The sequence below is a fragment of the Spirillospora sp. CA-142024 genome (assembly GCF_050942325.1).
In the GTDB taxonomy this organism is placed as follows: domain Bacteria; phylum Actinomycetota; class Actinomycetes; order Streptosporangiales; family Streptosporangiaceae; genus Spirillospora.
The window spans coordinates 1,395,813-1,420,402 of sequence record NZ_CP192077.1 but is presented as its reverse complement, the minus strand read 5'-3'; the positions used below and the strand labels follow the sequence as shown (position 1 = coordinate 1,420,402).

23 protein-coding genes and 1 rRNA gene are annotated in these 24,590 nt (G+C 72.7%); 13 read left to right on the top strand and 11 right to left on the bottom strand.

The window, feature by feature from the left end; all coding sequences use genetic code 11:
• Positions 1-14: 14 nt before the first annotated feature.
• Both ACQPZP_RS07035 and serC read left to right on the top strand, forming a co-directional pair.
• Complete coding sequence (locus ACQPZP_RS07035; RefSeq protein ID WP_433476819.1) at positions 15-410, top strand: hypothetical protein; 396 nt, start codon at positions 15-17, stop codon at positions 408-410.
• 10 nt (positions 411-420) lie between these two features.
• Positions 421-1,557 (top strand): phosphoserine transaminase, encoded by a 1,137-nt coding sequence (gene serC / locus ACQPZP_RS07030; RefSeq protein WP_433476818.1) that lies wholly within the window; start codon positions 421-423, stop codon positions 1,555-1,557.
• A gap of 54 nt (positions 1,558-1,611) precedes the next feature.
• Here the strand turns inward: serC and ACQPZP_RS07025 are convergent, their stop codons facing one another.
• Positions 1,612-2,541 carry a class II glutamine amidotransferase gene (locus ACQPZP_RS07025; protein ID WP_433476817.1) on the bottom strand — a complete coding sequence of 310 codons (930 nt, stop codon included), beginning with the start codon at positions 2,539-2,541 and terminating at the stop codon, positions 1,612-1,614.
• 16 nt (positions 2,542-2,557) lie between these two features.
• Here ACQPZP_RS07025 and ACQPZP_RS07020 point away from each other — a divergent pair, with 16 nt between their 5' ends.
• The 3 genes from ACQPZP_RS07020 (at position 2,558) to ACQPZP_RS07010 (ending at position 6,003) form a co-directional block, all read left to right on the top strand.
• Positions 2,558-2,710 carry a hypothetical protein gene (locus tag ACQPZP_RS07020; RefSeq protein ID WP_433466784.1) on the top strand — a complete coding sequence of 51 codons (153 nt, stop codon included), beginning with the start codon at positions 2,558-2,560 and terminating at the stop codon, positions 2,708-2,710.
• A gap of 51 nt (positions 2,711-2,761) precedes the next feature.
• A complete protein-coding gene (locus tag ACQPZP_RS07015) occupies positions 2,762-3,775 on the top strand; it encodes a hypothetical protein (RefSeq protein WP_433476816.1) in 1,014 nt (337 codons plus the stop codon).
• A gap of 128 nt (positions 3,776-3,903) precedes the next feature.
• A complete protein-coding gene (locus ACQPZP_RS07010; RefSeq protein ID WP_433476815.1) occupies positions 3,904-6,003 on the top strand; it encodes a hypothetical protein in 2,100 nt (699 codons plus the stop codon).
• Here ACQPZP_RS07010 and thpR read toward each other — a convergent pair.
• The 3 genes from thpR to ACQPZP_RS06995 form a co-directional block, all read right to left on the bottom strand.
• Positions 5,940-6,563, bottom strand: a complete 624-nt coding sequence (thpR, locus tag ACQPZP_RS07005) for an RNA 2',3'-cyclic phosphodiesterase (RefSeq protein WP_433476814.1) — start codon at positions 6,561-6,563, stop codon at positions 5,940-5,942. The two genes, ACQPZP_RS07010 and thpR, sit on opposite strands and share 64 nt — an antisense overlap.
• 76 nt (positions 6,564-6,639) lie before the next feature.
• A complete protein-coding gene (locus ACQPZP_RS07000; protein ID WP_433476813.1) occupies positions 6,640-7,896 on the bottom strand; it encodes an MFS transporter in 1,257 nt (418 codons plus the stop codon).
• 671 nt (positions 7,897-8,567) lie between these two features.
• Complete coding sequence (locus ACQPZP_RS06995; protein WP_433476812.1) at positions 8,568-9,038, bottom strand: MarR family transcriptional regulator; 471 nt, start codon at positions 9,036-9,038, stop codon at positions 8,568-8,570.
• 103 nt (positions 9,039-9,141) lie between these two features.
• Here ACQPZP_RS06995 and ACQPZP_RS06990 point away from each other — a divergent pair, with 103 nt between their 5' ends.
• Positions 9,142-9,717 (top strand): TetR-like C-terminal domain-containing protein, encoded by a 576-nt coding sequence (locus ACQPZP_RS06990; RefSeq protein ID WP_433476811.1) that lies wholly within the window; start codon positions 9,142-9,144, stop codon positions 9,715-9,717.
• A gap of 4 nt (positions 9,718-9,721) precedes the next feature.
• Complete coding sequence (locus tag ACQPZP_RS06985; RefSeq protein WP_433476810.1) at positions 9,722-9,982, top strand: DUF2530 domain-containing protein; 261 nt, start codon at positions 9,722-9,724, stop codon at positions 9,980-9,982.
• On the opposite strand, the gene ACQPZP_RS06980 is transcribed toward ACQPZP_RS06985, so the two are convergent.
• Both ACQPZP_RS06980 and ACQPZP_RS06975 read right to left on the bottom strand, forming a co-directional pair.
• Positions 9,979-12,933 carry a sacsin N-terminal ATP-binding-like domain-containing protein gene (locus tag ACQPZP_RS06980; protein WP_433476809.1) on the bottom strand — a complete coding sequence of 985 codons (2,955 nt, stop codon included), beginning with the start codon at positions 12,931-12,933 and terminating at the stop codon, positions 9,979-9,981. The two genes, ACQPZP_RS06985 and ACQPZP_RS06980, sit on opposite strands and share 4 nt — an antisense overlap.
• 4 nt (positions 12,934-12,937) lie before the next feature.
• Positions 12,938-13,681, bottom strand: a complete 744-nt coding sequence (locus ACQPZP_RS06975) for a DUF3027 domain-containing protein (RefSeq protein ID WP_433479561.1) — start codon at positions 13,679-13,681, stop codon at positions 12,938-12,940.
• A 277-nt stretch (positions 13,682-13,958) separates the two neighbouring features.
• Here ACQPZP_RS06975 and ACQPZP_RS06970 point away from each other — a divergent pair, with 277 nt between their 5' ends.
• Positions 13,959-15,356 (top strand): MFS transporter, encoded by a 1,398-nt coding sequence (locus ACQPZP_RS06970; RefSeq protein WP_433476808.1) that lies wholly within the window; start codon positions 13,959-13,961, stop codon positions 15,354-15,356.
• Between the two features lie 15 nt (positions 15,357-15,371).
• Here ACQPZP_RS06970 and ACQPZP_RS06965 read toward each other — a convergent pair whose 3' ends face one another.
• Positions 15,372-15,767 carry a cold-shock protein gene (locus ACQPZP_RS06965; protein WP_433476807.1) on the bottom strand — a complete coding sequence of 132 codons (396 nt, stop codon included), beginning with the start codon at positions 15,765-15,767 and terminating at the stop codon, positions 15,372-15,374.
• A 158-nt stretch (positions 15,768-15,925) separates the two neighbouring features.
• On the bottom strand, positions 15,926-16,567 hold the full coding sequence (locus tag ACQPZP_RS06960; protein WP_433476806.1) for an HAD family hydrolase: 642 nt from the start codon (positions 16,565-16,567) through the stop codon (positions 15,926-15,928).
• Between the two features lie 225 nt (positions 16,568-16,792).
• Here ACQPZP_RS06960 and ACQPZP_RS06955 point away from each other — a divergent pair, with 225 nt between their 5' ends.
• Positions 16,793-17,158, top strand: coding sequence for a hypothetical protein (locus ACQPZP_RS06955; RefSeq protein WP_433476805.1), 366 nt, complete (start codon positions 16,793-16,795; stop codon positions 17,156-17,158).
• On the opposite strand, the gene ACQPZP_RS06950 is transcribed toward ACQPZP_RS06955, so the two are convergent.
• Entirely contained in the window at positions 17,155-17,637 is a 483-nt protein-coding gene (locus ACQPZP_RS06950) for a GNAT family N-acetyltransferase (protein ID WP_433476804.1), read from the bottom strand. The two genes, ACQPZP_RS06955 and ACQPZP_RS06950, sit on opposite strands and share 4 nt — an antisense overlap.
• Positions 17,638-17,806: 169 nt before the next feature.
• Here ACQPZP_RS06950 and ACQPZP_RS06945 point away from each other — a divergent pair, with 169 nt between their 5' ends.
• The 4 genes from ACQPZP_RS06945 (at position 17,807) to ACQPZP_RS06930 (ending at position 23,317) form a co-directional block, all read left to right on the top strand.
• Positions 17,807-18,424, top strand: coding sequence for a TetR/AcrR family transcriptional regulator (locus ACQPZP_RS06945; RefSeq protein WP_433466771.1), 618 nt, complete (start codon positions 17,807-17,809; stop codon positions 18,422-18,424).
• A gap of 93 nt (positions 18,425-18,517) precedes the next feature.
• Positions 18,518-20,878, top strand: coding sequence for a helicase-associated domain-containing protein (locus ACQPZP_RS06940; protein WP_433476803.1), 2,361 nt, complete (start codon positions 18,518-18,520; stop codon positions 20,876-20,878).
• 140 nt (positions 20,879-21,018) lie between these two features.
• Positions 21,019-21,489 carry a hypothetical protein gene (locus ACQPZP_RS06935; RefSeq protein WP_433476802.1) on the top strand — a complete coding sequence of 157 codons (471 nt, stop codon included), beginning with the start codon at positions 21,019-21,021 and terminating at the stop codon, positions 21,487-21,489.
• Between the two features lie 175 nt (positions 21,490-21,664).
• On the top strand, positions 21,665-23,317 hold the full coding sequence (locus ACQPZP_RS06930; RefSeq protein WP_433466768.1) for a DNA repair helicase XPB: 1,653 nt from the start codon (positions 21,665-21,667) through the stop codon (positions 23,315-23,317).
• Between the two features lie 27 nt (positions 23,318-23,344).
• Here ACQPZP_RS06930 and ACQPZP_RS06925 read toward each other — a convergent pair whose 3' ends face one another.
• Positions 23,345-24,280 (bottom strand): hypothetical protein, encoded by a 936-nt coding sequence (locus tag ACQPZP_RS06925; RefSeq protein WP_433476801.1) that lies wholly within the window; start codon positions 24,278-24,280, stop codon positions 23,345-23,347.
• Between the two features lie 66 nt (positions 24,281-24,346).
• Positions 24,347-24,463 (bottom strand): 5S ribosomal RNA (gene rrf / locus ACQPZP_RS06920).
• Between the last annotated feature and the right edge of the window lie 127 nt (positions 24,464-24,590).

Genomic DNA, 24,590 nt, shown 5'->3' with positions numbered 1-24,590 from the left:
TCATCATTGGCGCCATGAGTGAAGACCCCGCCGCCCACGACGCCCCCCTGGAAGGCGACATCGGCCCCGCGTCGTCTCCCGCGGCACCCGGCACGGCGACGCCGACGCGGGAATCGGCCGCCGAGGAACTGCGGCGGTACGAGGCGGAGCGCGAGGAACGCCGCCGCCGCACCAACGCCGTGTCCGGCCGGATCGCCCTGATCGCCGCCGCCCTGTTCCTGGCGTTCCTGACCTACGACTCCGTCAACACGGCCACAGACGCGCACTCAAAGGGCGACGACTGGCTCTACCCGCCCGCCACCATCGCCGGGGTCTGCACGGCAGCACTGGCAGCCCTCCTGACCTGGGCCTGGTACCGCCGCCGGCTCGGCGGGCGACCCGCGCCGCGATCTTCATCGCAGGTCAGATAACCTCGGGTGAGTGACCGAAAGCGCGAATCCAAGCATTGACATTCCCGCCAATCTCAAGCCCGCGGACGGCCGTTTCGGGTGCGGTCCGTCGAAGGTGCGGCCCGAGCAGCTCGCCGCCCTCGCCGAGTCCGGTTCGACCTACATGGGGACCTCGCACCGGCAGAAGCCGGTGAAGTCCCTCGTCGGCCGCGTCCGGGAGGGGCTGGCCCAGCTGTTCTCCCTGCCCGAGGGGTACGAGGTCCTGCTCAGCAACGGCGGCACCACGGCGTTCTGGGACGCGGCCGCGTTCGGCCTCGTCCGGCAGCGGTCGCAGCACCTGACGTTCGGCGAGTTCTCCAGCAAGTTCGCCAAGGTCACCACGGGGGCGCCCTGGCTGGGCGACCCGACCGTCATCAGCGGCCCGCCCGGGACGCACCCGGAGGCGTCCGCAGAAGAGGACGTGGACGTCTACGCGTTCACCCACAACGAGACCTCGACCGGCGTCGCGATGCCGATCAGGCGCCCGGCGGGCACGACGGCGCGGGAGGGCCTCGTCCTGGTGGACGCCACGTCCGGCGCGGGCGGCCTGCCGGTCGACGTTTCGGAGACCGACGTCTACTACTTCGCGCCGCAGAAGTGCTTCGCGGCCGACGGCGGCCTCTGGGTGGCGCTCGCGTCCCCGGCGGCGCTGGAGCGGATCGACGAGATCGCCATGTCCGACCGGTACGTCCCGGAGTTCTTCAACCTGAAGACGGTCGTGGACAACTCCGCCAAGGACCAGACGTACAACACCCCGGCCGTGGCCACGCTGCTGCTGCTCGCCGAGCAGATCGAGTGGATGAACGGCCAGGGCGGCCTGGAGTGGACGACGTCCCGCACGGCCGACTCGTCCCAGCGGCTCTACACGTGGGCCGAGAAGACGTCGTACACGACGCCGTTCGTGGTCGACCCCGCGCAGCGTTCGCAGGTCGTCGGCACGATCGACTTCAACGACGACGTGGACGCGGCCGCCGTCGCGAAGACGCTGCGCGCCAACGGGATCGTCGACACCGAGCCGTACCGGAAGCTGGGCCGCAACCAGCTGCGCATCGGCATGTTCCCGGCGATCGACCCGGACGACGTCGAGGCGCTCACCGCCTGCGTCGACCACGTCGTCGAGCGCCTCTAGGCGAACGCCGTAAAACCCTCGGGGGCACCGCGCCGGGCCCCCGAGGGCCGCTCCTCAGGCGACGGTCAGCAGGCCGCCGGTGCCGCCCTCGCGTTCCACGACCCGGTGAAGCAGGCCTGCGCGGTCGCTGTCGGCGTCGGAGCGCGTGAAGCCCGTCCACACGCGCGGGTCAATGTCGGTGTCCCGGGCGGTCGGCACGAAGGTGGCCGTCGCGAGCACCTCGGGCAGGTCACGGCGTCCGGGACGGCTTTCCATGCCGACCCTCAGGTAGGTGCCCTCGCGCAGCATGACGGCGGTGGCGAACCGCACCCGCGTGTGCCGCTCCGCCTCGCGGAACCACCGCGGGTTGGACGCCCAGTAGATGTTCTGGTCGGTGTCCACGGCCACGGTCAGCGGGCTGAGCGCGCCGCGGGCCAGGTGCACCTGGGTGGGACGGTCGCGGTCGACCCAGGCCAGCGCGACCCGTCCGACCAGGGCTTCGAGGACCCCGGTGACGTCGGACGGGGTCCGGCAGCCGGCCAGCAGCTGGAAGATCGGCTCGCTGTCGGTCGTACCGGACGCGGGCGGCGGCGCGAACCGGGCGCGCAGGCCGGCGGCGTCGACGTCGCCGTTGTGCGTGGCGACGACCCCGGCCGACGGGCCGGCCGTGCCGGAGAACGCGGCGGCCGTGCCGGGGACGACCATCGGGCTGGCGTTGTCCGCCTCCGCCGGGGAGCCCTGCGTCGCCCAGCGGGTGTGGCCGAGCGCGACGGGCGCGCGGTCCAGCTCGGGGAGGAACTCCGGCCGCCAGATCCCGGAGAAGCGCCCGCGGCCCTTCACCACCCGGCAGCTCGCGCCGCCCGCTCCCGGCCCGCCGAGGCCGGGCCAGTCGCCGAGCAGCGCCAGGCCGGCCGAGTCCGTGCCCCGCTCCTCCGCGAGGCTTCCCAGCGTGACGAAGACGTCCGAGGCGAGCCCCGGATCCTCGGCGAAGGGCGAACGCAGCACCCCGAACAATCCGCACATGCAGGATGAGATGCAGATCATGGGCGGGCGGTTCGAGCCGGGTGGCGGGCCGAATAAGCTCGGGGGCGTGAACCGCGCGCCCCAATGGCTGCTTCCCACCGTGCTGACCGCGCTCGTCCTGGCCGTGGTCGTCGGTGCGCTGCTGAGCTGACCGGCGCGAAATCACATGATCGTCGGGGCGCGGAACGGGGATGATCGGGCCATGACAGCACGCCGCGCCGCCGTCCGCGCCGGTGCCGCGACCGTTCTCGCCGGCACCGCCGTGTGCGCCTTCTCGCCGGCCGCCTCCGCGGGCCCGCCGGCCGCGCGCCGGGACGACCGGGTCGCGTTCACGATCAAGGATCCGCGGATCACCGAGTCCAGCGGGCTTGCCGCAAGCGCGCGGCATCCGGGCGTCGTCTACACCCACAACGACTCCGGCGGGGTCCCGAAGATCTACGCGCTCGGCCCGGACGGGCAGGTCAAGGCCGTCCTCACGGTCGGCGGCGCCGGGGCCCGCGACTGGGAGGCGATGGCGCTCGGCAAGGACGGCCGGGGCCGCCCGGCGATCTTCGTGGCGGACATCGGCGACAACCTCGGCGGCGCGTGGCCGTACGTGACCGTGTACCGGATTCCGGAGCCGTCCAGGCTGCAGAGCCGGACGCTGTCCGCGACCCGGTTCCGGATCAAGTACCCGGACGGGCCGCGCAACGCCGAGACCATGATGATCAACCCGCGCACCAACCGGCTCTTCATCGCCAGCAAGCTGTTCGGCGGCAAGATCTACGAGGCGCCGGCGCGGCTGCGGACCGGCGGGTTCAACGTGCTGCACAAGATCGGGGACGCCCCCGCCATCGCGACCGACGGCGCGTTCTCCCCCGACGGCCGCACGTGCGTCATCCGCACCTACTTCGGCGCCCGCCTGTACTCGGTGGACGCCGACGGCCGTCCGGGCGAGACGCTGAAGACGATCGACCTCCCGATGCAGTCGCAGGGCGAGTCGGTGACGTTCACGGCCGACGGCAGGTCCCTGCTGGTCGGGTCGGAGGGCAGGAACCAGCCGGTCTACCAGGTTCCGCTCCCGGAGGAGGCGCTGCCGTCGCCGTCCCCGTCCCCCAAGAACGCGGGGAACGGCGGGGACGGCCACCGGGACGCCTCCAACACGCGGATCGGGCTGTTCCTGGCGCTCGCCATCGCCGCGGCGGTCGGCTACGGGCTGATGCGGAAACGGCGGTGACGGCCGGGGCCGATGTGACGGGTGCGAATCGGCGGACCTGACCGGCACGATGGAAGTCGGTTTCGGAGGGCGATCGGATCGTGGAAGGGGGCGACGGTCCCGCGGGGACCCGTGTGAGGATGCGGACTGTGGAGCATGAGCTGGTGGGCCTCGCGGGTTCCGGCCGGCGGTGGCGTCCCGTCGCCGCCGGTCCGTTCACCGTCCTCGCGGTGGCGCTGGCGCTGCTGCCGATCCGGCCGGTGTGGCTGTGGGCCGCGCTGATCGGCGCCGTCGCGGCGATCCCGTGGCTGCTGGGGGCGGCCCCGGAGGCGCGCCGCCGCCGTCCCCGGCCGTACTGGCGGCTGTCGGCGGCCGGCCTGGAACGCCTCGGGCCCGGTGGGCTGATCATGGTCTCCTACGAGCGGTCCCGGATCGACGGCCTGGCGATCACCACCGGCGACGGCATGCTGACGGTGTTCCACAGGTTCGGGCGCACCGCGGTGGGCGGGATGACCGCGATGGGCCTGGAGCCGCTCGCGGTTTTCGTGACGGCCCGCCGGCTCGGCATCCCGATGCACGTCCTGGACGGCGAGGCGAACGACCTCCTCGATCCGGCGCTCGACGAGGCCCTGCGCGCGTCCGGGCTGGAGGACGACGTGCCCGGGGGCGGCCCGCTGCCGCGCGACCACGTGGCCGAGAAGCGGCTGCTCGACCAGGAGGCGGCCCTGCTGGCGGCGGCGCACGAGCCGCCCGCCGAGACGGCCGCCCAGGGCGGGCGGACGCGCGACGAGCAGCGGCTGGACACCCCGGAACCACTGCCCAGCCGCCGCCGGATCGTGCTCCTCGGCGCGCTCACCGCGCTGCTCGGCTCCGTCATGATCATCCGGATCGCGGTGGACGGGACGGGCGAGTTCGGCGCCCGGCTCGCCGCGGGCTGCTGGGCGCTCGCCGCGGCCGGCGGCGTCCTCGCGGCGCGCCGCCGGCTGCTGCGGGCCGCGCAGGTCCGCTGGACGATCACCGCGGAGCGGCTCCTGGTGCGGGCCCGTCCCGGCCGCCGCCGGGAGATCCAGAACCTTCCCGCGGGGGACGTCGCCGCGGTCGTCGTCGGGCCCGGCCTGCGCCTCGACCCGCTGAGCGGCGAGCCGCGCCGCGCCGACCTCGCCGCGCTGGCGTTCGGGCACCGGCTGGAGCTCGTCGCCCGGCTGCCCGCGCACGGCCTGGACGGCTTCCAGCTCGCGCACGCCCTCGACGACCACGGCTACCGGGTGATCACGCCGGGCGCGAAGGCGCCGCGCCGTCCCGACTACGGACTGGAGGGGCTGCCGGAGATCTTCGCGCAGGTGCCCGGCGGGCGGCTCGTCGTCGCCGACGACGGGCTCGGGTGGGCGGACGCCGCCGGCGACGTCGTGCTGAAGATGCCACAGGACCGCATCGGCGGCATCGAGCTGCTGACCATCGCCGGGCACGCCTGGGTCCGGCTGTACGACTCCGACGGCGACGAGTTCTTCGCCGCGCCCCTGTCGGCGCTGCGGATCTCCCGCACCGACCTGCGCGACTCCGCCCGCCGCGCCGGGCTGCCCGTCAACGACGCCGAATACGACGCCTACCTGAGCGCCGCGTTCCATTCGGCCGTGTCCACGCTCGCCGCCGATCCCGCACCCGCCGCGGCTCCGGTGCCCGCGCAGAGCGTGGGTTCTCCCTCCCAGCCCGATCTCGCGGAGGGGCACGACTTCACGTTCCCTGTCTCCGCGCCACCCAGCCCTGCCACGGCACCGGGCGCGCTCTTGGACGCGACCCGCCGCTCCCGCATCGGCACTTACGGGATGAGCGTCCTGCTATGCGAGGCGGTCGCGCTGCTGGGTGCGGTCTGGCTCGGCCCAGACCTGGGCGGGTTCAACACCACGGCGAGCTGGTCGGTGCCCCTCGGGTTCGCCATCGGGCTCTTCGGCTACTGGCTGTACGACCGCAACCGGTCGCAGCTGCGCGTGTCGTCCGCCGGTCTCGCCGTCGTCACCCGGCGCGGCAAGGTCGAGTGGGACCTGGTCCGCGACCGCATCGGCGGCGTCGGCATCGACGAGGCGGCCGAGCGGATGCCCCGGCTCGTGGTGTGGGGGCCGTCCGGGCGGGTGCTGCGGCAGATCACATTCCCGCCCGACCTGGACGAGTTGCGCCGCGCCTGCGAACGCTACGGCGTGCCCTGGGGGCCGCCGGACGCCGACCTTCCCGCCCCTCCGCCGCCGGAGCTCTGACGCAGCGACCACGTCTTCAGCGGCTCGTACGTCACCTGGCTGTAGTCCTTGCCGGGCAGGTGGCTGCGCATCAGGTGCACGGAGTCGGCCGTCCACGACACGCCCGCGAACGATGACAGCGCCTCGACGAGCCATCGCACGTCCACCGGGCGCCGGGTCCGCGCCAGCGTCATGTGCGGGCGGAACCCCTTGTGCTTGTCCGGCAGCGTCCCGACGCGGCGGCCGGCGGCCGTGGTGGACGCGGCCAGCCGCGCCAGGCTGCGCCGGTCGCCGTACAGGCCCGTCCACAGGACGCGGGCGTGGGCGCCATTGGCCGGGAACGCGCCCGCACCGGCCAGCGACAGCGTCATCCGCTCGTGCCTGCGGGCGGCGCGTTCCAGCCTGGGGAGCAGCTTGTCCAGGGTGCGGTCGTCGACCTCGCCGAGGAACGTCAGCGTGACGTGCAGCAGGTCGCGCCGGATCCAGCGCAGGTCGGGGAGCGCGTCGAGGTGCGGCCTGACGGCCTCCTCAAGCTCGTCCAGCACGTCCGGCGGCGGGACGAGCGCCACGAAAAGCCTCATGAGAGCGTCCGGAGGGCCACCCCGCCAGCTTTTCAGCAGGTGGCGCCCGTTGTCACGCGGATGGGCGGGACGGCCTTCATCCTTCGGCGGCCCGGGCGCGGCGGAACCGGGCCAGCGCGGGACGCACCCGCCCCCGCTCGTCCGGCGCCCACCGCAGCGCCAGCACGCCCACCGCGGCGGCGGCGACGGCGGAGATCAGCCCGCCGAGGATCAGGCTCATCCGCGCGCCGAAGTGCTCGGCCAGCCAGCCGATCGTGGGCGCGCCCACCGGGTTCGTCCCGAGGAAGACGAGCATGTAGAGGGCCATCACCCGGCCGCGCATCTCCGGCGCGACGCCGAGCTGGATGGTCGCGTTCGCCGCCGTGGTGATCGTCATCATCGCGATGCCGGTCGGGACGAGCAGCACCAGGAACGACCAGTACGTCGGCATTAGGCCGGTGAGGACCTCCAGCGTCCCGAACGCCAGGCCCATCGCCACCAGCAGCCGCAGCCGGGGCCGCGCGACCCGGCGGGCGGCCAGCAGGGCGCCGCTCAGCGCGCCGAGCGCCAGCATGCTGGACGCGAGGCCGAACGCGGACGCGTCGGTGTGGAAGACCTCCTTGGCGACCAGCGCGACCGTGGTGTTGAAGTTCATGCCGAACATGGCGAGGAACCCGACGAGGATCAGGACGAGCATCAGGTCCCGGCGTCCGCGTACGTAGCGGAGCCCTTCGCGGAGCTGCCCCTTGGCGCGCTTGACGGGGACGGCGTGACGCAGCTCGTCGGTCCGCATCGCGTACAGGCTGAAGAGGACGGCGCCGAACGACGCCGCGTTCACCAGGAAGACCGGGCCGGTGCCGATCAGGGCGATCAACACGCCCGCGACGGCCGGGCCGAGCAGCCGGGCGCCGTTGAAGGTGGCGCTGTTCAGCGCGATCGCGTTCGGCAGGTCGCGCTTGCCGACCATCTCGACCACGAACGACTGGCGGGTCGGGTTGTCGACGACGGTCGCGACGCCGAGCCCGAACGCCAGCAGGTACACGTGCCACACCTGCGCCGAACCGGAAACCGCCAGCAGGCCGAGGATCAGCGCGAGCACGCCCATCGAGACCTGCGTGAGCATCAGGACCCGGCGCTTGGGGTAGCGGTCGGCGATGACGCCGCCCCACAGGCCGAACAGCAGCATCGGCAGGAACTGCAGGCCGGTCGTGATGCCGAGCGCGGTGCCGCTGCCGTGGGCGAGGCCGAGGACCAGCCAGTCCTGCGCGACCCGCTGCATCCACGTCCCGGTGTTGGAGACGACCTGGCCTGCGGCGTACACCCGGAAGTTGCGGTTGCGAAGCGACCGGAACATGCCCCCGCTGCGCTCGGCCTCATCCCCAGAATGCTCCACCGGCCCGCGGCCGCCCTCTTGGAACGTTCCGCCCACCTCAGACTCGACACCCACTCCCTCCCGCCCGAGAGCGACCTCAGCGGGCGGCGCGACCTCACCGGTCGCCGCAGAATCAGTGAGCGACGCGGCCTCACCACGCGACGCGGAATCAGCACGCGACGTGGAATCAGCACGCGGGGCACCCTCGCCAGGCGGCGCGACCTCGCCAGGCGGCGCGGAATCGGCGGGCGGCGCAACCTCGCCAAGCGGCGCGGAATCGGCGGGCGGGGTGGAATCGGCGGGCGGGGTGGAATCGGCGGGCGGGGTGGAATCGGCGGGCGGCGCGGAAGTGTCGGCGGGCGCGTAGGGGGTGGGGCGGGGTGGGGTGTGGGCGCTCGGGTGGGGGGCCGCGGGGCGACGGCGGCGGGGGCGGGCGGGAGGCGCGGTCACGGGGGACGGCTTGGCGGCGGCGGTCCGGGGCGGGTGTACGGGCCGCCGGCCGTGAGGGCCGCGCGTCGCGGTCCCCTCCGGTTCGTCGGGGCCTTCGTTAGCAGAAGTCATTACCAAGGCTAACGGTAATCGGAGCGGCCGCATTCCGGCAAGGGCATATCCGGACGATCACACCGGCGGGCCACCCGAATCCCGCCGCGAGGTCAGGAACGGCTGAGCTTGTCGATGACCGGAGCGGCCCGGCGGAGGATCTCCCGCTCGTCGTCGGTCAGCTCGCCGAGCCGCTGGGCGAGCCACGCCTCCTTGCGGCGCCGTTCGTCCGCGAGCAGGGCGGCGCCCTCCTCGGTCGCGTTCAGCACGACCTGGCGCCCGTCCGTCGGATGCGGGCTGCGCGCGACCAGGCCCCGTTCCTCCAGGTAGGCGATCACACGGGTCATCGACGGCGGCTGCACCTTCTCGTGGTCGGCCAGCTCGCGCGGTGTCATCGACCCGTGCCGCTCGATGGCGGCGAGCGCGGCGAACTGCGTGAGCGAGAGCGGGCTCGGGCCGCCGTCGCCCGCCGCGGACGGCCGCAGCGTACGCAGCCTGCGCGAGAGCCGCGCGATCGAGATGCGCAGCTCCTCGGCCAGGCCCGGCGCGGACGCCGTGCGGCCCCGGATCGGTGGGGTGGTCATCGTCATTGGTCTCCCGTGCTGCTGCCCATGCTGCCACGCCGCCGCTTGACACTCTCACTAAGGCCATTAGCCTCTAGGCTAGCGATATTAAAGGAGGATCGGAATGCCCCGTGCGGGACTGTCGCCGGACGCGGTCGTGGACGCCGCCGTCGCCGTCGTGGACGCCGGGGGTCCCGGTGCCCTCACGCTGGCGGCGGTGGCGGGAAGGGCAGGGGTCGCGACGCCCTCCCTCTACAAGCATGTCCGCAATCTCGCCGAGTTGCGACACCTGGTCACCGCGCGCGTGCTGGAAGAGCTGGCCGGACGGCTCGGGGAGGCGGCGCTGGGACGGTCCGGCGACGACGCCGTCCGGGCGCTCATGTACGCCTACCGGTCCTATGTGGTGGAGCATCCGGACCGCTACGGCGCGATGGAGCAGACGGCCGCCCAGGACGACTCCACCGCGTCCGACGCCGCGGCGGAACGCATCCTGAACATCCTGTACGGGGCTCTGCGCGGCTATGCGCTGGAGGGCCCGGAGCTCGTGCACGCCGCCCGCTGCCTGCGCTCGGCCGTGCACGGGTTCGCCGTCCTGGAGGCGGCGGGCGGCTTCGGGCTGCCCGCGGACCTGGAGGCCAGTTATGAGCTTCTCATCACCATGGTCATCGGAGGTCTGGCCCAAGGCCGCCACGTAGCCTGATCCCATGACCCCTCCGCGCCGCCCGGACCCCCCGCCGATGCAGACCAACGACGTCCGCATCGCGGCCGCGGGCACGGCCGCCTGGGCGGTGGCCCTCGTCGTGCTGCTCATCGTCGGGCTGCCGTCCGGCGACCGGTGGTGGCTGTGGGTGTGCGGTGCCGGCGTCGCGATCGGCCTGTTCGCCATGTGGTACACCCCCAGGCTCCAGGCCGGGCGGGCCCGGCAGGAGGCCGACCGCGCCGCCAAGCGCGGAACGGCCGGCTAGGGCTCCAGGTCGTCTTCGGCCAGCAGCATCGGCAGGGTTTCAGGGTCGCGTAGGACGGCCTCCAGCAGGAGCCGGTCGGTCCAGTGCCCCGTGGACCATGCGAGTGCTCGTGCCAGGCCACTGACGTTGCTCGCGTGGATCTGGCCGTCCCTCGTCCACCACGGGACGTTCTGGCCGTCGACGGTCAGGCGCTCATGCGCGAGGTAGCCGGCGGGGGCATCCGGCAGGACGGCCTTGACGAAACCTGGCACCGGACGCTTTTCGCCCTCCGACTCGACCACTCCCGGCACCTCGTCGCCCGCAAGGGGCAGGTCGAGCATTTCGGCCAGCCGCACCTCCCTGCCCTGCGCGGCGATGATGAGCGGTTGCCCTTGGAGGAGAGGCAGGACGTCGGGGCTGTCCAGGACGAGGGCGTCCGCAGCGTCGACGACCTCGACTTCGCCGTCCACGACCGCACGCACACGGTCGGGCGGCTCAACGACTGCCTCTGGGGCGTCCGCCAAGGCCGTCCACAGCACGCCCAACTGAGCGCGCCTCACGGATCGGTCAGGGTCACCGAGCCGGTCGATCAGCTCTTGGGCGCCCCTGGGCTCGTCGAGCAGGTCCGTGAGCGACGTGCGCACACCCAGAGCAAGCAGGAGCCGCTCGTCCAAGCCTTCTGGCGCGACGTCGTAGAGGCCTGTCAGGGACTCGTCGCCACCTAGCCGAAACTCACCGGGTCTACGGCCGTCCAGGACCGGGCGACGACTCAGCCACCACGCCGTGTACGACGGGACGGCGACGCGCATACCGTTGTGCAGCATGACGTGGGCGGGATCCACGATCGCGGCCCGCCATGGCGGTTCGGCGAGAACCTTGAGCGCGGCCGTCCAGTCGTCCACGAGTTCCAGATCGCGGACGGCCGCGAACTCGGGAACGAGCGGGGGAAGGTCCTGGGCGCCGATGCGCCGCAGCACGTCGTCCGCCCACAGATCCTCGTCGTCGAGTTCCAGGGTCTCGGCCTCGTCGGCTAGGCCCATGAGATTCACGTCCTCGGCCTTGGCGAGGGCGAACCCGTCCAAGACGCCGATAGCCGTGAGCGTCTCCGGACCCCACCGCTCCAGCGTCTCGCCGTCCACCACGCCGAACGGCGCGTCCTCGGCCATGAGGCCCCGCAGCGGGCTCTCCGGCAGGAGCAACTCACCCGCCGGGTAGAGCTCACCGTCGTCCCCCGGCAGAGCCAGTTCGGCCAGCCAGGGCTCGTCACCGGGATCGACGTGCGCGGCCGCGGCCAGCCCCAGGACGGCCTCGGCGACCGCGTCCGGATCCTCGGCCTCGAACGAATCCGCGACGGCCGCACGCACGGCCGCGTCCGCGAGCACGGCCCGCGGCCCCGCCTCGACCGCCCCGAGCCGGAGCAGCAGCGGATGCACGGCCTCCGGATGGACGAATCGCAGGCCCAGCGCGTCCGATCCCGCCGGATCGACGCCATCCGCGATCAACAACCCCCGCGGTCCTCGCACCAGACGACCCGCGTCGCCAGCCAACGGCACCGGCAAGGCCCCCAGAGCGTCCGTGGCGGCTCCCGCCAGCGCTTCGTACATCCGGTGCCACCACGCGGGTTCCCGGTCCACAGCGGCCAGCTCATCGACGACGTCTGCCAGTTCCACCCGCCGGACCCCGAGCGCGGCCAGCGCCGGGCTCCGAGCGGGCCACTCCGGCGGCAGCAGGCCGCCGACCACGGCGTCCTCGCCGCCGAGGGCGCCGACGAACGCGGCCGGCGCGTCCACGGCGATCGCGTCCCGCCCGCGCGTGCGGTGGGGCAGCAAGGGCGCCTCCGGAAGCCGCTCCCGGATCCCCCGCCGAATCCGCGCGTCGAGTTCCCCCGCACCGACCGGCCCTGGGACGAGCCCGAGCACCTTCGGCGAAACGGGCAGCTCGCTCAACAACCTCACGTAGGCGTCCGCAGCCCGGTCCACGAGGAACTCGGTCAGCGCCCCTGGCGCAACATGCCTCCGATCAGGCGCGAGTGGAAACGACCCAATGAGCAACGCGGGCAGATCAAGCCGTTCGTCGCTGGGCGTGGGCGCGTGCAGAACACTCGGCGTGCCCTCAGGAAGCCCGTCCTCTGGCAGGGCCCACCGCACCTGCCAGAAGGGCCGTCCCCGTTCCTCCACCGGACGGTCTTCCAGAAGCGCCGCGGGAATCTCCCCATGCGCCTCGACCGTCCGCCACACACCCCCGTCGATCGCCACCTCGCCCGGCTGGCGATGCTCGGCGGTCAGCGTCCGGACGTCCCCGTCGACATCGATCTCAACGCGCTCCAGGGCCGGCAAGGCCAGCATCAGCACAGCCCCGACCTGCCCCAGCTGCCGCCGGACTGACCCGACCGCGTCGTCCCTCAACGGCAACCGCACAACGGTGTCGAACCCGTCCGGAACCTCGGGCGGCTCATCCAAGGCGAACGGCAACCGCAGCAACGGAACATGTCCGCCCCGCCGCTGAAGTTCGTCACCAAGCCCCGGAATCGCCTCGGTCAGCCCCCGAGCCCGCTCCAGGGACCACCCGACCCCCGCCGCCCCGGACGCGATGGACGGTTCGTCGGTCACGGCGACGACGGCGGCGAAGCCCACGCCGAAGCGGCCGACCGCTTCGGTCTCGTCGCGTTTGGCGGAGGCGCGAAGCGTGGAGAGGGCCTCCACGCCGACGGCGTCCAGCGGCGCACCCGTGTTCGCCGCCATCAGCACCGGCCGGCCATCGGTGCGGAGGGTCAGGCGGAGGCGGCCGGGGGCAGCGGCACGGAGCGCGGCATCGGCGGCGTTCTGGGCAAGCTCGATGACGACGCGATCGCGGTAGCCGCCAAGGGCGTGGTCCTCTTCGGCGTTGGCGTCCTCGCGGAACCGCGCCGGCGACTCGGCCCAGGCGCGCAGCACGCGCTCACGCAGGTCCCCGGCGCCGAACACGTCCTCCATGGGATCAGCTGTGGCCGAGAGCCTCGTCGTCCAGTGACGCGGCGTCCTCGTCACCACTCGGCGGGACGATCTCGTAGCCCAGTTCGTCGATGACCGGCGGGTTGTGCTCGGACACGGCCGGAAGGGACACGGCCTCGGAGTGGGCGCCGCAGCCGTGGTCGGCGGAGACGACGCGGCCGTCGTCGGGGGCGTACTCGTTGGCGCAGACGCCGAAGACCTGCCGCAGCTCGCCCGCGAGGGCGACGAAGAAGCCGCAGGTGGAGCACTGGGCGGGCGCGGACGCGGCGATCGGGGCGCGCGGGCCGGCGACGCCGTCGTACCAGCGGGTGGCGGCCTCGTCCCGGCCCTCCCGGGACAGCACCCGGACCCGGCCGAGGCCGAGCTCCCACTGCGCCTCGCGGTCGGTGGTCTCGTCCACCTGCGTGAAGCCGGGGGCGAGCCGGACGTCGTCGGGCGCGGTCGGCAGCAGATCGCCGGGGCCGAGGTCGCCGGGGCGCAGCCGCTCCAGCCACGGCACCCACGGCGGCGCGAGGAGGGCGTCGTCGCCGGGCAGCAGGACGCATTCGCTGACCGTGACCGCCTTGGCGCGCGACGCACGGGTCACGGTGACGGCCCAGCGCCAGCCCGTGTACGCGGCGTCGAGGCACGTGAAGTAGTGCGTGACCACGCGGTCCCCGTCGGCGCGCACGCCGAGGTGCTCGCCGATCCGGCCGGGCCGGGCGGTGTCGGCGGCGGCCTCGCGGGCCAGGTCGACGGCCTCGGCGCAGGCGGTGTCGATGGCGGGCGTACGGGTCCGGCGGGCGGTCCCGGAGGCGGGGCGCGCGGCGGCCGGACGCGCGGGGCTGGACTGACGCTGTGGGCTCACACGTCAATTCTCGCCCATGCGAGCACGTGGCCGGGCACGAGCCCGGGGCGTCAGTGAGGTGAGCCCGCATCCCAGCGGGGAACGTACTCTCAATTGAGCCACTCCAAGGTCCATGCCTCGACGAAGAGCCGGGACGACCGCAGGGGAGAGATCAGCGCGCATGGGAGACCGCACACGGGCGGGTCGGTCCGTACGCGCCGTCGCCGGTGGTGCGGCGCGGGCGTGCCGCGGCGCCCGCTCGGCCGTGCTGGGGACGGGACGGCTCACCCGCCGCGTCACGCACGCGCAGGGCGCCGGGCGCAGCGGGCTCGGCAGCCTGATCGAGTCGTCGGCGTTCAACTCCGCCGGGGACGCGCTGGTCACGGTCGCCCTGGCGGGAACCCTGTTCTTCGGCCTGGACGTCAACCAGGCGCGCGGCCAGGTCGCCCTCTACCTCGTCGTCACGATGGCGCCGTTCGCGCTCGTGGCGCCGCTGATCGGCCCGGCCCTGGACCGCGCCCGGCACGTCCGCCGGTACGCGATCGCGAGCACGTTCGTGATGCGGGCGCTGCTGTGCTGGGCGATGGCGAGCGCGCTCCCGCACGGCGACCAGGTCACGTTCCTGCCGGCCGCGTTCGGGGTGCTCGTGCTGTCGAAGGCGTTCGGGGTGCTGCGGGCGGCGGTCACCCCGCGCGTCCTGCCGGACGAGATCACGCTGGTGACGGCGAACGCGCGCTCGTCGTTCGCCGGGCTGATCGCCGCGTCGATCACGGCGCCGATCGGGGCCGGTCTCGCCGTCCTGATCGGGGCCGGCTGGGTGCTGCGCATCGGCACGGTCGTGTTCCTGCTGGGCATCGTGTTCACCATGCGCCTCCCCCGGCACGTGGACGTCCCGGAAGCGGAACCGGCGCGGGACACCTCCGGGAAACCCCGCCGGCTGTGGCGGGCCCTGCCGCGCGTCGGCCCGGTCGTCGCGGAGGCGATGCAGGCGAACGCGGCGCTCCGCGCGTTCTCCGGCTTCCTGATCATCTACCTGGCGTTCCTGCTGCGGCAGGAACGGTTCGACCCGGTGTCGCACCACGTCGCGCTCGGCCTGCTGGCGGCGTGCGCGGGAGCGGGCGGGCTGATCGGCACCGCGCTGGGCGCCTGGATGAAGGCGCGCGCGCCCCGGTTCATCGTGTCGGCGACGCTGGCGTCCGTGACCGTCGTGACCGCCGCCGGCGCCGCGTTCTTCGGGCTCTGGGCGGCCCTCGCCGTGGCGACCGCGGCCGGTCTCGGCCAGGTGCTCGGCAAGCTGTCCATGGACGCGGTCGTGCAGCGCGAGATCGGCGAGGAGATGCGCTCGTCCACGTTCGCCGTGTCGGAGACGCTCCATCAGCTGAGCTGGGTGCTCGGCGGACTGCTCGGCCTGGGCATGTCGATCGTCGCGGACGGACGGGTCGCGCTGGCGGTCGTGGCGGCGGCGCTGGCCCTCGCCTTCGGCCTCCTGCTGTCCCGTCAGGCCGGCACGCACCACCGGGAGCACCATCCCGGCCGCCCCACCACGATCAAGGACCCCCGCCCCGAGATGCACACCTGAGGCGCGGCCCGGTGATCAGGGGGACAGGTCGTCGGCGACGGCGCGCAGGACGGTGGCGATCTTCTTGGCCTCCGCCGGGGCGGGGTGCTTGCCGCGCCGGTAGGTGTTGGAGATCCCGTCCAGCAGCTTGATCAGGTCCTCGGTGATGACGACCATCTCGTCCGGCTTCTTGCGCCGCTGCTTGGCGATGGTCTTCTCCACCGACGGCAGCGTCTCCAGCACCCGGACCTGGAGTGCCTGCTGGCCGCGGCGTCCCTCGACCACGCCGAACTCGATGCGCTGGCCCGGCCGCAGCGTCGTGACCCCGCCCGGGAGCGCCGACGAGTGCACGAAGACCTCACCGCCGTCGTCGCGGGTGAGGAAGCCGAACCCCTTGTCGGAGTCGTACCACTTGACCTTGCCAGTCGGCACCGGAGACCTCGTTCGGTAATCGTCCTGAAATCGACCCCAAGATTAGTGCCTCGCCGCGGGCCGGTGAACACGCCGGGTGCCCCCGCGACGCCTGCGGGGCAACGGGTTAGAAGCTATCCCGGACGTCCCGGCACGGCATCCGAATATCGGTCCGCAGCTCAGGCCGTCCGGAACCCGCCGAGCCATTCGGGGAAGGCCAGCAGGTCCGGCAGGACGACGTCGGCTCCGTAGGCCGCGAGGGCCGCCGAGTCGTACGAGCCGGTCGCCACGGCCACCGCGACCGCCGACGCGGCCCGGGCGGCGTCCACGTCGCCGGTGTGGTCGCCGATGTACGCGCAGGCGCCGTGCGCGCGCAGGGCGCCGCCCTTGTCCGCGCCGAACAGGCCGCCCACCACGGCGTCGGCCTCCAGCCCGAGGAACCGCACGGTGCGCTCGGTGTCGGCCTGGTTCTTGCCCGAGACCACCACCACGCGCCCGCCCCTGGCCCGTACTGCGTCGAGGGCTTCGACGGCACCCGGCATGGGGAGGGTCGCCGGGACCGCGACGTCGGCGTAGATCGCCCGGTAGCGCGCCGCCATCACGGGCACCTCGTCCGGCGGGAACCAGTACGCGAGCTCCTCCTCCAGCGGAGGGCCGATGCGCCGCACCACCAGGTCGGTGTCGATCGGGACGCCCGTCTCCGCGGCGAGGGACGCGTAGACGGCGCTGATGCCGGCCCGGGTGTCGGCGAGGGTCAGATCGAGGTCGAACCCGACAGCGAAGTCGATGTCAGGAGATTTCGGGAGATCAACGTCGAGCACCCCCCTAGGGTAAGGGGCTGGACACACGCGAGGACCCGCGCTCTCCTGGTAGTGGCGATGCGACGGGATCCGAGTAGGAGAGCGCGGGACCGTGCTGCGGATATACCCGGGCCCCCGGCCGTAAACCAGGTGACCAGGGAAAACACAGCACCCGAACAAACCACCCCCGCCCCAAGGACGATCACCGCCCGCGCCGCCGGAGTCCCCCGGTGAAGGAGGCCGCAGATGGCAGAGACCCAGACCGAGCCCGGCGGTGATCACCGCGCCCCGCGCACGCGGCGGCTCACGGCCGGCGCCGCCACGGCCCGCCGCCGAGCCGTCGGCCTGCTCGCCACGGTGATCTCCGTCGTGACCACGCTCGTCGTGCTGGTCCTGGCCGTGCACATCGTGTTCGTGGCGTTCGAGGCCAACACGGGCAACGACCTCGTCCGCTGGTTCGGCGAACGGGCCACCGACCTGTGCTGGCAGTTCAAGGACGTCTTCCAGCCCCAGGACCACAAGGTCGAGGTCGCCGTCAACTACGGCCTGGCCGCCCTCGTCTACCTGGTGTTCGGCCGCATCCTCGTCGGCCTGGTCCGCCGCCTGCGCTAGTCGCGGCCGGGGAAGCGGACCGTGTCGAAGGGCCACGCCGTGGTGACCCACGTGCGGACGAACTCCTCCAGTTCCTTGTCCAGGGCGGAGTTCTCCTCGTCCGCACGCACCCAGAAGACCACGACGGCGTCCGCCCCGGCCTCGTCGGACGGGGCGACGTGGATACGGCCGAGCTGCCGCTCCCCGTCCGGCGTGATCACGACGTAGCTGAACGAGCGGCGCAGCTGCCCCTGCTTCTGCAGCCACGCGACGTCGATCAGGGCCTGCTCGAACGTGAACTCACGGTCGGGCCAGCCCCACTCGGGCCCGAACCGGCCGGCCAGCCGGTCCAGGCTGCCCATCACGGCGCCGTAGTCCTTGACCACGTCGTGCACGGTGATCGGGCGGATCTGGAAGTCGGGCCCGGCCACCAGGGTGGGCACCACGAAGTCCTCGGGCAGGAAGGCCCCGTCGGCCGCCTTCCGCGGAGACTTGAACATCGCCGACCTTTCCGACAACGCCCCTCCCGGCGATAGGGCGCGGACGAAGGAACTCTAGTCGCCCCCGGCCCGGTAGGAGCCGCATCGGGGATTCGGGCGCGCCGCGACGTCAGGCGGCGCCCCGGCCGGTCGAAGATGCCTTAGTGTTCTTGCGGAGGATTTCATCACCATGACGACATCTACGCGCGAGCGCATCGTGGCCGAGTCGCTCCGGTTGTTCGCCGAGCGGGGCTACGCGGCGACGTCCGTCGCGGAGATCGAGGCGGCGGCCGGGCTGTCGCCGGGCGCGGGCGGTCTCTACCGGCACTTCCGGTCGAAGGAGGAGGTGCTCGCGTCCGCCATCCGCGAACACATCGAGCGGACCCGCCGGCAGATCAGCGACGTGCTCGTGCAGGCGACCGCGTTCGAGGGCCGTCCGCTGGAGATCCGGCTGCGGATGACGTGCCAGGCCGGGCTCGCGAAGATGCGCGAGGAACAGGACCTCATCCGGGTGCTGTTCCGCGACCTCGACCAGTTCCCGAACCTCGTCGCGGAGATGCGCGAGGGCATCGTCAACCCGCTCTACGACGGGATCGCGACCTGGCTGTCGGCCCAGCCGGAGTTCGAGGGCGTGGACGAGGACTGGCCGGCCGTCGCGGCGATCCTCGGCGGCGCGGTGGTGAACTACTGGCTGGCGAACGAGTCGATGTACGAGCCGCCGACCCGCATCGACGAGAAGCGGTTCGTGGAGAGCTGGGCGCGCCTGGGGCTCGGGCTGGTGCACCTGGAACGCACTCCCGCCACCTGACCTGCGCCATCCCTGTTCCCCGTCGCGCGCGGGCTTCTACTCTTGAGGGCCTGCGCACCGGCGGCGCGCACGCCACATAAAGTTGGGGAACGGATGGAAACGTATGCGGACTGGCTGCGCGCGCGAGGCGATGACGAGCTTCGCGCGCTGCTGTCCGCGCGTCCCGAGCTGCTCGCCCCCGTCCCCGCCGACCTGACCGCCCTCGCCGCCCGTGCCGCGACGCCCGCCGCGGTGTCCCGCGCGCTCGACCGGCTGGACCGTTTCACACTCGCCGTCCTGGAGGCGCTCCTCGTCCTGCCCGCACCGGCCGGGCCGGACGCGCTGGCCGCCACCCTCGACGCCGCACCCGGCCAGGCCGCCGACGCGCTCGGCACGCTCCGCCGGTACGGGCTGGCCTGGGGGGACGACACGCCGAACACGGCACCCGGCGTCCGGCAGGCCCTGCCGCATCCGGCCGGGCTCGGACCGCCCGTGCGGGAGGTCTTCGCGGGCTACTCAACCGAGCGGCTCACCGATCTGATCACCGACCTGGACGGCGAGGAGCCGCGCGGGTTCGCCGACGCCGCACGGCTCCTGCGCCGGCTCACCGAGCTGCTCGCCGACCCAGGCGCTCTGATCGACGACGCAGGGCCCGACGCCCGCGCCGCCCTCGACCAGCTCGCCTGGGGCCCGCCGGTCGGGCGGGTCGCCGACGCGCGCCGGCCCGTGCGGACCGACACCGCGACGACCCCGATCGAGCGGCTCCTCGCGCGCGGCCTGCTCGCCGCCGAGGACGACCGCACGGTCACGCTGCCCCGGGAGGTCGCGCTGCATCTGCGCGGCGGCCGGCTGTTCCGCGACGTCCCGGCGGAGCCGCCCCCGCTCACCTCGGCCACGGAGCCGCGCCGGGAGGACGTCCTGGTCCGCGCCGCCGCCGGCGAGGCGTTCAACGCCGTCCGGCTCACCGAGGAACTGCTGGAGCGCTGGGGCCTGGATCCGCCTCCCGTGCTGCGCAGCGGCGGCCTCGCCGTCCGCGACCTGCGCGCCGCCGCGATGCTCCTGGACGTCCCGGAATGGAAGGCGGCGCTCCTCGTCGAGGTCGCGTGCGCCGCGGGCCTGCTGACCCGCAGCGGCGACCTCGACGGCGAATGGCTGCCCACCCCCGCCTACGACCTGTGGCTGATGCGCGACACCGCCGGCCGCTGGACGGAACTGGCCCGCGGCTGGCTGAAGTCCGACCGCGCCGCCGGCCTCGCCGGGGAACGCGACGACCGCGACCGGCTCATCAACGCGCTCAGCGAGGCGATGGTGCGCAGCAGCGCGCCGGCCACCCGCCGGGCGATCCTGGACGTCCTCGCGGGCGCGGGCCGCGGCGTCGTCGTCGACGAGGACGCGCTCCGCACCCGGCTCGCGTGGCTGCGGCCCCGCCGCGGCGGCCCGACCCGCGACCGGCTCCTCGGCTGGACGCTCCGCGAGGCCGCCGCCCTCGGCCTCACCGGCTTTGGTGAGCTGGCCCCCTTCGCCCGCGAGCTGCTCGCCGGCGACGACCCCGAACCGGGGCTGGAGAAGTACCTTCCCGCGCCCGTCGACCAGATCGTCATCCAGGCCGACCTGACCGCGATCGCGCCCGGCCCGCTGGTCACCGACCTCGCCCGGGAGCTCGCGCTCGCCGCCGACGTCGAGTCCACCGGCGGCGCCACCGTGTACCGCTTCACCCCCGAGTCGATCCGCCGGGCCCTGGACGCCGGGCGGACCGCCGCCGACGTCACCGACCTCCTCACCCGGCATTCGGCGACCCCGCTCCCGCAGCCGCTCGGCTATCTGATCGACGACGTGGCCCGCCGGCACGGGCACCTGCGCGTCGGCGCGCTCTCGTCCTACGTGCGGACCGACTCGCCCGCCACCCTCGACGAGATCCTCGCCGACCGCCGCGCCGGCCCGCTGCGACTGCACCGCCTCGCCCCGACCGTCCTCGCGTCCGGGCTGCAGCGCGCCGACCTGCTCGACGGGCTGCGCGCCATGGGCCTCGCCCCGGTCGCCGAGGCCCCCGGCGGCGGCGTGATCGTGACCCGGCCGGACGCGCAGCGCGCCGAGCCGCCGCCGACCGCCGAGATCGTCCGGCTGCGCCCCGACTCCCGCACCGACGCCTCGATGATCATCGCCGCGGTGCGGGCGCTGCGCGCCGGGGACGAGGCCGCCCTGCACGGCGCCGAGCACGCCCGGCAGGCCCCGTCCGGCGAGCCGCCCCGCTCCCCCGCGATGGCCACCATCGAGCGGCTCCGCGCCGCCGTCGAGCGCGGCGGACGCGTCTGGATCGGCTACCTCGACCAGCAGGGCCAGGCGTCCAGCCGCATCGTCGAGCCGGTCCGCGTCGAGGGCGGCTTCCTCACCGGCTATGACGCCACCCGCGCCGCCGTGCACCGGTTCGCCCTGCACCGCATCACCGGCGTCTCCGAACTCGACGACGCCTCATAGCCGCTCCGGAGCGGGGCCTGTGTTCGGTGTCCGGAAACGGACGCGGGAAACGACGGGAACCGGCGAACGTCGCATACGGTCCAACCTGTGACCCATCGGACCGATAGCGTGTCCGGGCGAGTGGTGTGAGGAGGCTCCCGATGAGCGGGTACGGAGGGCGTCCGCCGTCGGGCTGGGACGACCCCTATGGCGGATCGCAGGGCTGGGACTCTGGCGGCACGTACGGGCAGGGGCAGGGGTACGGCTACAGCCAGCCCGGCTACGGCCAGCCCGGATACACCCAGCCGGGTTACGGCCAGCCGGGATACGGCTACGGGCCCCCGGGCGTCCCGTACGGGGCCCCGAGCAACGGCTCCACCATCGCCGCCCTCGTCTGCAACGCCGTCGCGATCCTGCTCTGCTGCAACATCGTCGCCATTCCCGGCGTCATCACCGCCGCGGTCGCCCTCGGCCGCACCCAGACCGACCCGCCGTCCGCCCGGAGGCTGACGATCTGGAGCTGGTCGCTCTTCGCCGCGTCCGTGTTCATCGCGATCATCGTCCTGATCATCTACATCATCATCGGCGTCACGGCGTCCGACCCGGACTACAGCTCGTCCGACGGAATCTGACCGGCGTGCGCCGGTGCCATGAAGACCGGCGCAATAAAGGCGGCGGACGGGGCGTTGAACCCTGCGGTCCGGCATGGAACGCGCGACGTGGCGTCGCGGCTCGGGTAGCGTGCGGCAGCGGTGCCCGGCGTCCGGACGAGGCATCGATCATCGAAATCCGACGGGGGCTCCTGCTTTGACCGACGGTCCGCTCATCGTCCAGTCCGACAAGACGCTGCTGCTGGAGGTCGACCACGAACTGGCCGACGCCTGCCGCAAGGACATCGCGCCGTTCGCCGAGCTCGAACGGGCCCCCGAGCACATGCACACCTACCGCGTGACGCCGCTCGCCCTGTGGAACGCGCGTGCCGCCGGGCACGACGCCGAGCAGGTCGTCGACACGCTGATCCGGTACTCGCGGTACCCCGTCCCGCACGCGCTGCTCGTGGACGTCGCCGACACGATGGCGCGGTACGGGCGGCTGCGGCTGGAGAAGGACCCCGCGCACGGGCTCCTCCTGTCGTCCTCCGACCGCTCGGTGCTGGAGGAGGTGCTGCGGGCCAAGAAGATCAAGGGCATGCTCGGGGACCGGGTCGGCGAGGACGCCGTCGCCGTCCACCCGAGCGAACGCGGCGCGCTCAAGCAGGCCCTGCTCAAGCTCGGCTGGCCCGCCGAGGACCTCGCCGGCTACGTGGACGGCGAGGCTCACGCCATCTCCCTCGTCGAGGACGGCTGGGAGCTCCGCTCCTACCAGCGGGACGCCACCACGGCGTTCTGGCACGGCGGATCGGGCGTCGTCGTCCTGCCCTGCGGCGCCGGCAAGACCATCGTGGGCGCCGCCGCCATGGCCCGCGCCCAGGCGACCACGCTGATCCTCGTCACCAACACCGTCTCGGCGCACCAGTGGAAGCAGGAGCTTCTGCGGCGCACGTCCCTCACCGAGGACGAGATCGGCGAGTACACCGGCACGAAGAAGGAGATCCGGCCGGTCACCATCGCCACTTACCAGATCATGACGACGCGCCGGAAGGGCGCCTACGCCCACCTGGAGCTCTTCGACGCCCGCGACTGGGGGCTCGTCGTCTACGACGAGGTCCACCTGCTGCCCGCGCCGATCTTCCGGATGACCGCCGACCTGCAGGCCCGCCGCCGTCTCGGCCTCACCGCCACCCTCGTCCGGGAGGACGGCCGCGAGGGCGACGTGTTCTCGCTGATCGGGCCGAAGCGCTACGACGCGCCCTGGAAGGACATGGAGGCGCAGGGCTGGATCGCACCCGCCGACTGCGTCGAGGTCCGCGTCACCCTCACCGACGCCGAACGTCTGGCCTACGCGACCGCCGAACCGGAAGAGCGCTACCGCTTCTGCGCCACGACGGACACCAAGACCAAGCTCATCCAGGCGCTGGTGGACCGGCACCGGGGAGAACAGACACTGGTCATCGGCCAGTACATCGACCAGTTGGACGAGCTCGGGTCGCTGTTGGACGCCCCCGTCATCAAGGGCGAGACGCGTGTGCGTGAACGGGAGCGCCTGTTCGACGCTTTCCGCGCACGTGAGATCGACGTCCTGGTCGTGTCCAAGGTGGCGAACTTCTCCATCGACCTGCCTGAGGCCTCTGTCGCCGTCCAGGTGTCGGGGGCCTTCGGGTCACGGCAGGAGGAGGCGCAACGGCTGGGACGTCTGCTGCGGCCCAAGGCGTCCGGCGCCGGGGCCCGGTTCTACGCCGTCGTCGCCCGCGACACCCTGGACCAGGACTATGCCGCCCACCGGCAGCGGTTCCTGGCCGAGCAGGGGTACGCCTACCGCATCGTCGACGCCGACACCGTCCTGGCCGGAGACGACTTCTGACGCGATGACCCGAGGGCGCTCCTGGGCCTACTGCGGCTTCGTGTACCGCCAGAGAATCGGCCGACCTTCGGGGGTCGAGGTCAGCCAGCTGCCGTCACCCAGCGGCTCGAAGTCGTAAGCGTTGCGGGAATGGGCATCGAGGCTGTCCTGAACACCACCTGTCCGCAGATCCACCAGGTAGTGCTGGTGCCAGTCCTCTTCGTCTTCCGTCTCGCCCCCGACCGTGACGATCGCCGTATCGGGGTCCAGGTAGCCGCCGCTCCATTCGACGTAGGCATCCTCAGGCCCGTGCCCGAAGACCTCGATGGGCAGGGTCAGCACGACCTCGCCGCCGGGGTATTCATGAAACTGGACGTCGGACTGGCCATGGTCGACGCTCATGAAGCGGCGACCGTCCGGCGAGATGTCGATCGGACAGCGGTCGGCCCATGGATACCGGTCGAGGAGGAGTGCGCCGTCTGAGAGGGCACCGCGGTAGACGACGCAGCCGTCCTGGCCTTCGCCGACCGAAAGCATGAAGTGGGACCTGCTCGGATGCCTGAGGCTGGTGGCGCCGTGTCCTGCCGTTTCCAGCTCGGCCTGGGCTACGACGCTCCCTGAGCCGGCGTCCAGGACGACCCACATGTCGGGGTTGCCACGGCCGGCCATGGCATCCGGGCGGTATACCCAGACGAGAGATTCATCGAGGGAGTAGTCACAACTCGGCCAGTGACCGTACTTCTCCTTCGATCTGGGGACGAATTCATAGCGCCATAGCTCGGTGCCGCCCCGGTCAATGCAGACGACTTCGTGTTTGGTGGCGTACAACGCTCTGTGGAGTTCAGCGGTGACCGCATGATCGTGGACTTCGTCATCGGAGGTGATCCGGAACTCCGCCACCGGATCAAGCTCTCCGGCCTGGGACGTGGTCGGCTCGTAGGCACACACACTGCCGTGCAGATGGCGAGTGATGATCCGCTCCATGGCGGAAAGAGTATCCAAAACGAGGAAGGGCCCCGCCTTGTCGGCGGGGCCCTATCCATAATATGAGTCCGGCGGTGTCCTACTCTCCCACACAGTCTCCCATGCAGTACCATCGGCGCTGAAGGGCTTAACTTCCGGGTTCGGGATGGGACCGGGTGTTTCCCCCTCGCCAAAACCACCGAACGACCAACCCCCGACACCCGTCACCGGGTGCGGGAAGAATCCGTCCGAGCAACCAAGGCTCGATCATTCTATTATACGCGGGCTCCCGGTTGTTTCCTGGGAACCACACAGGGACGCGAACACTTCT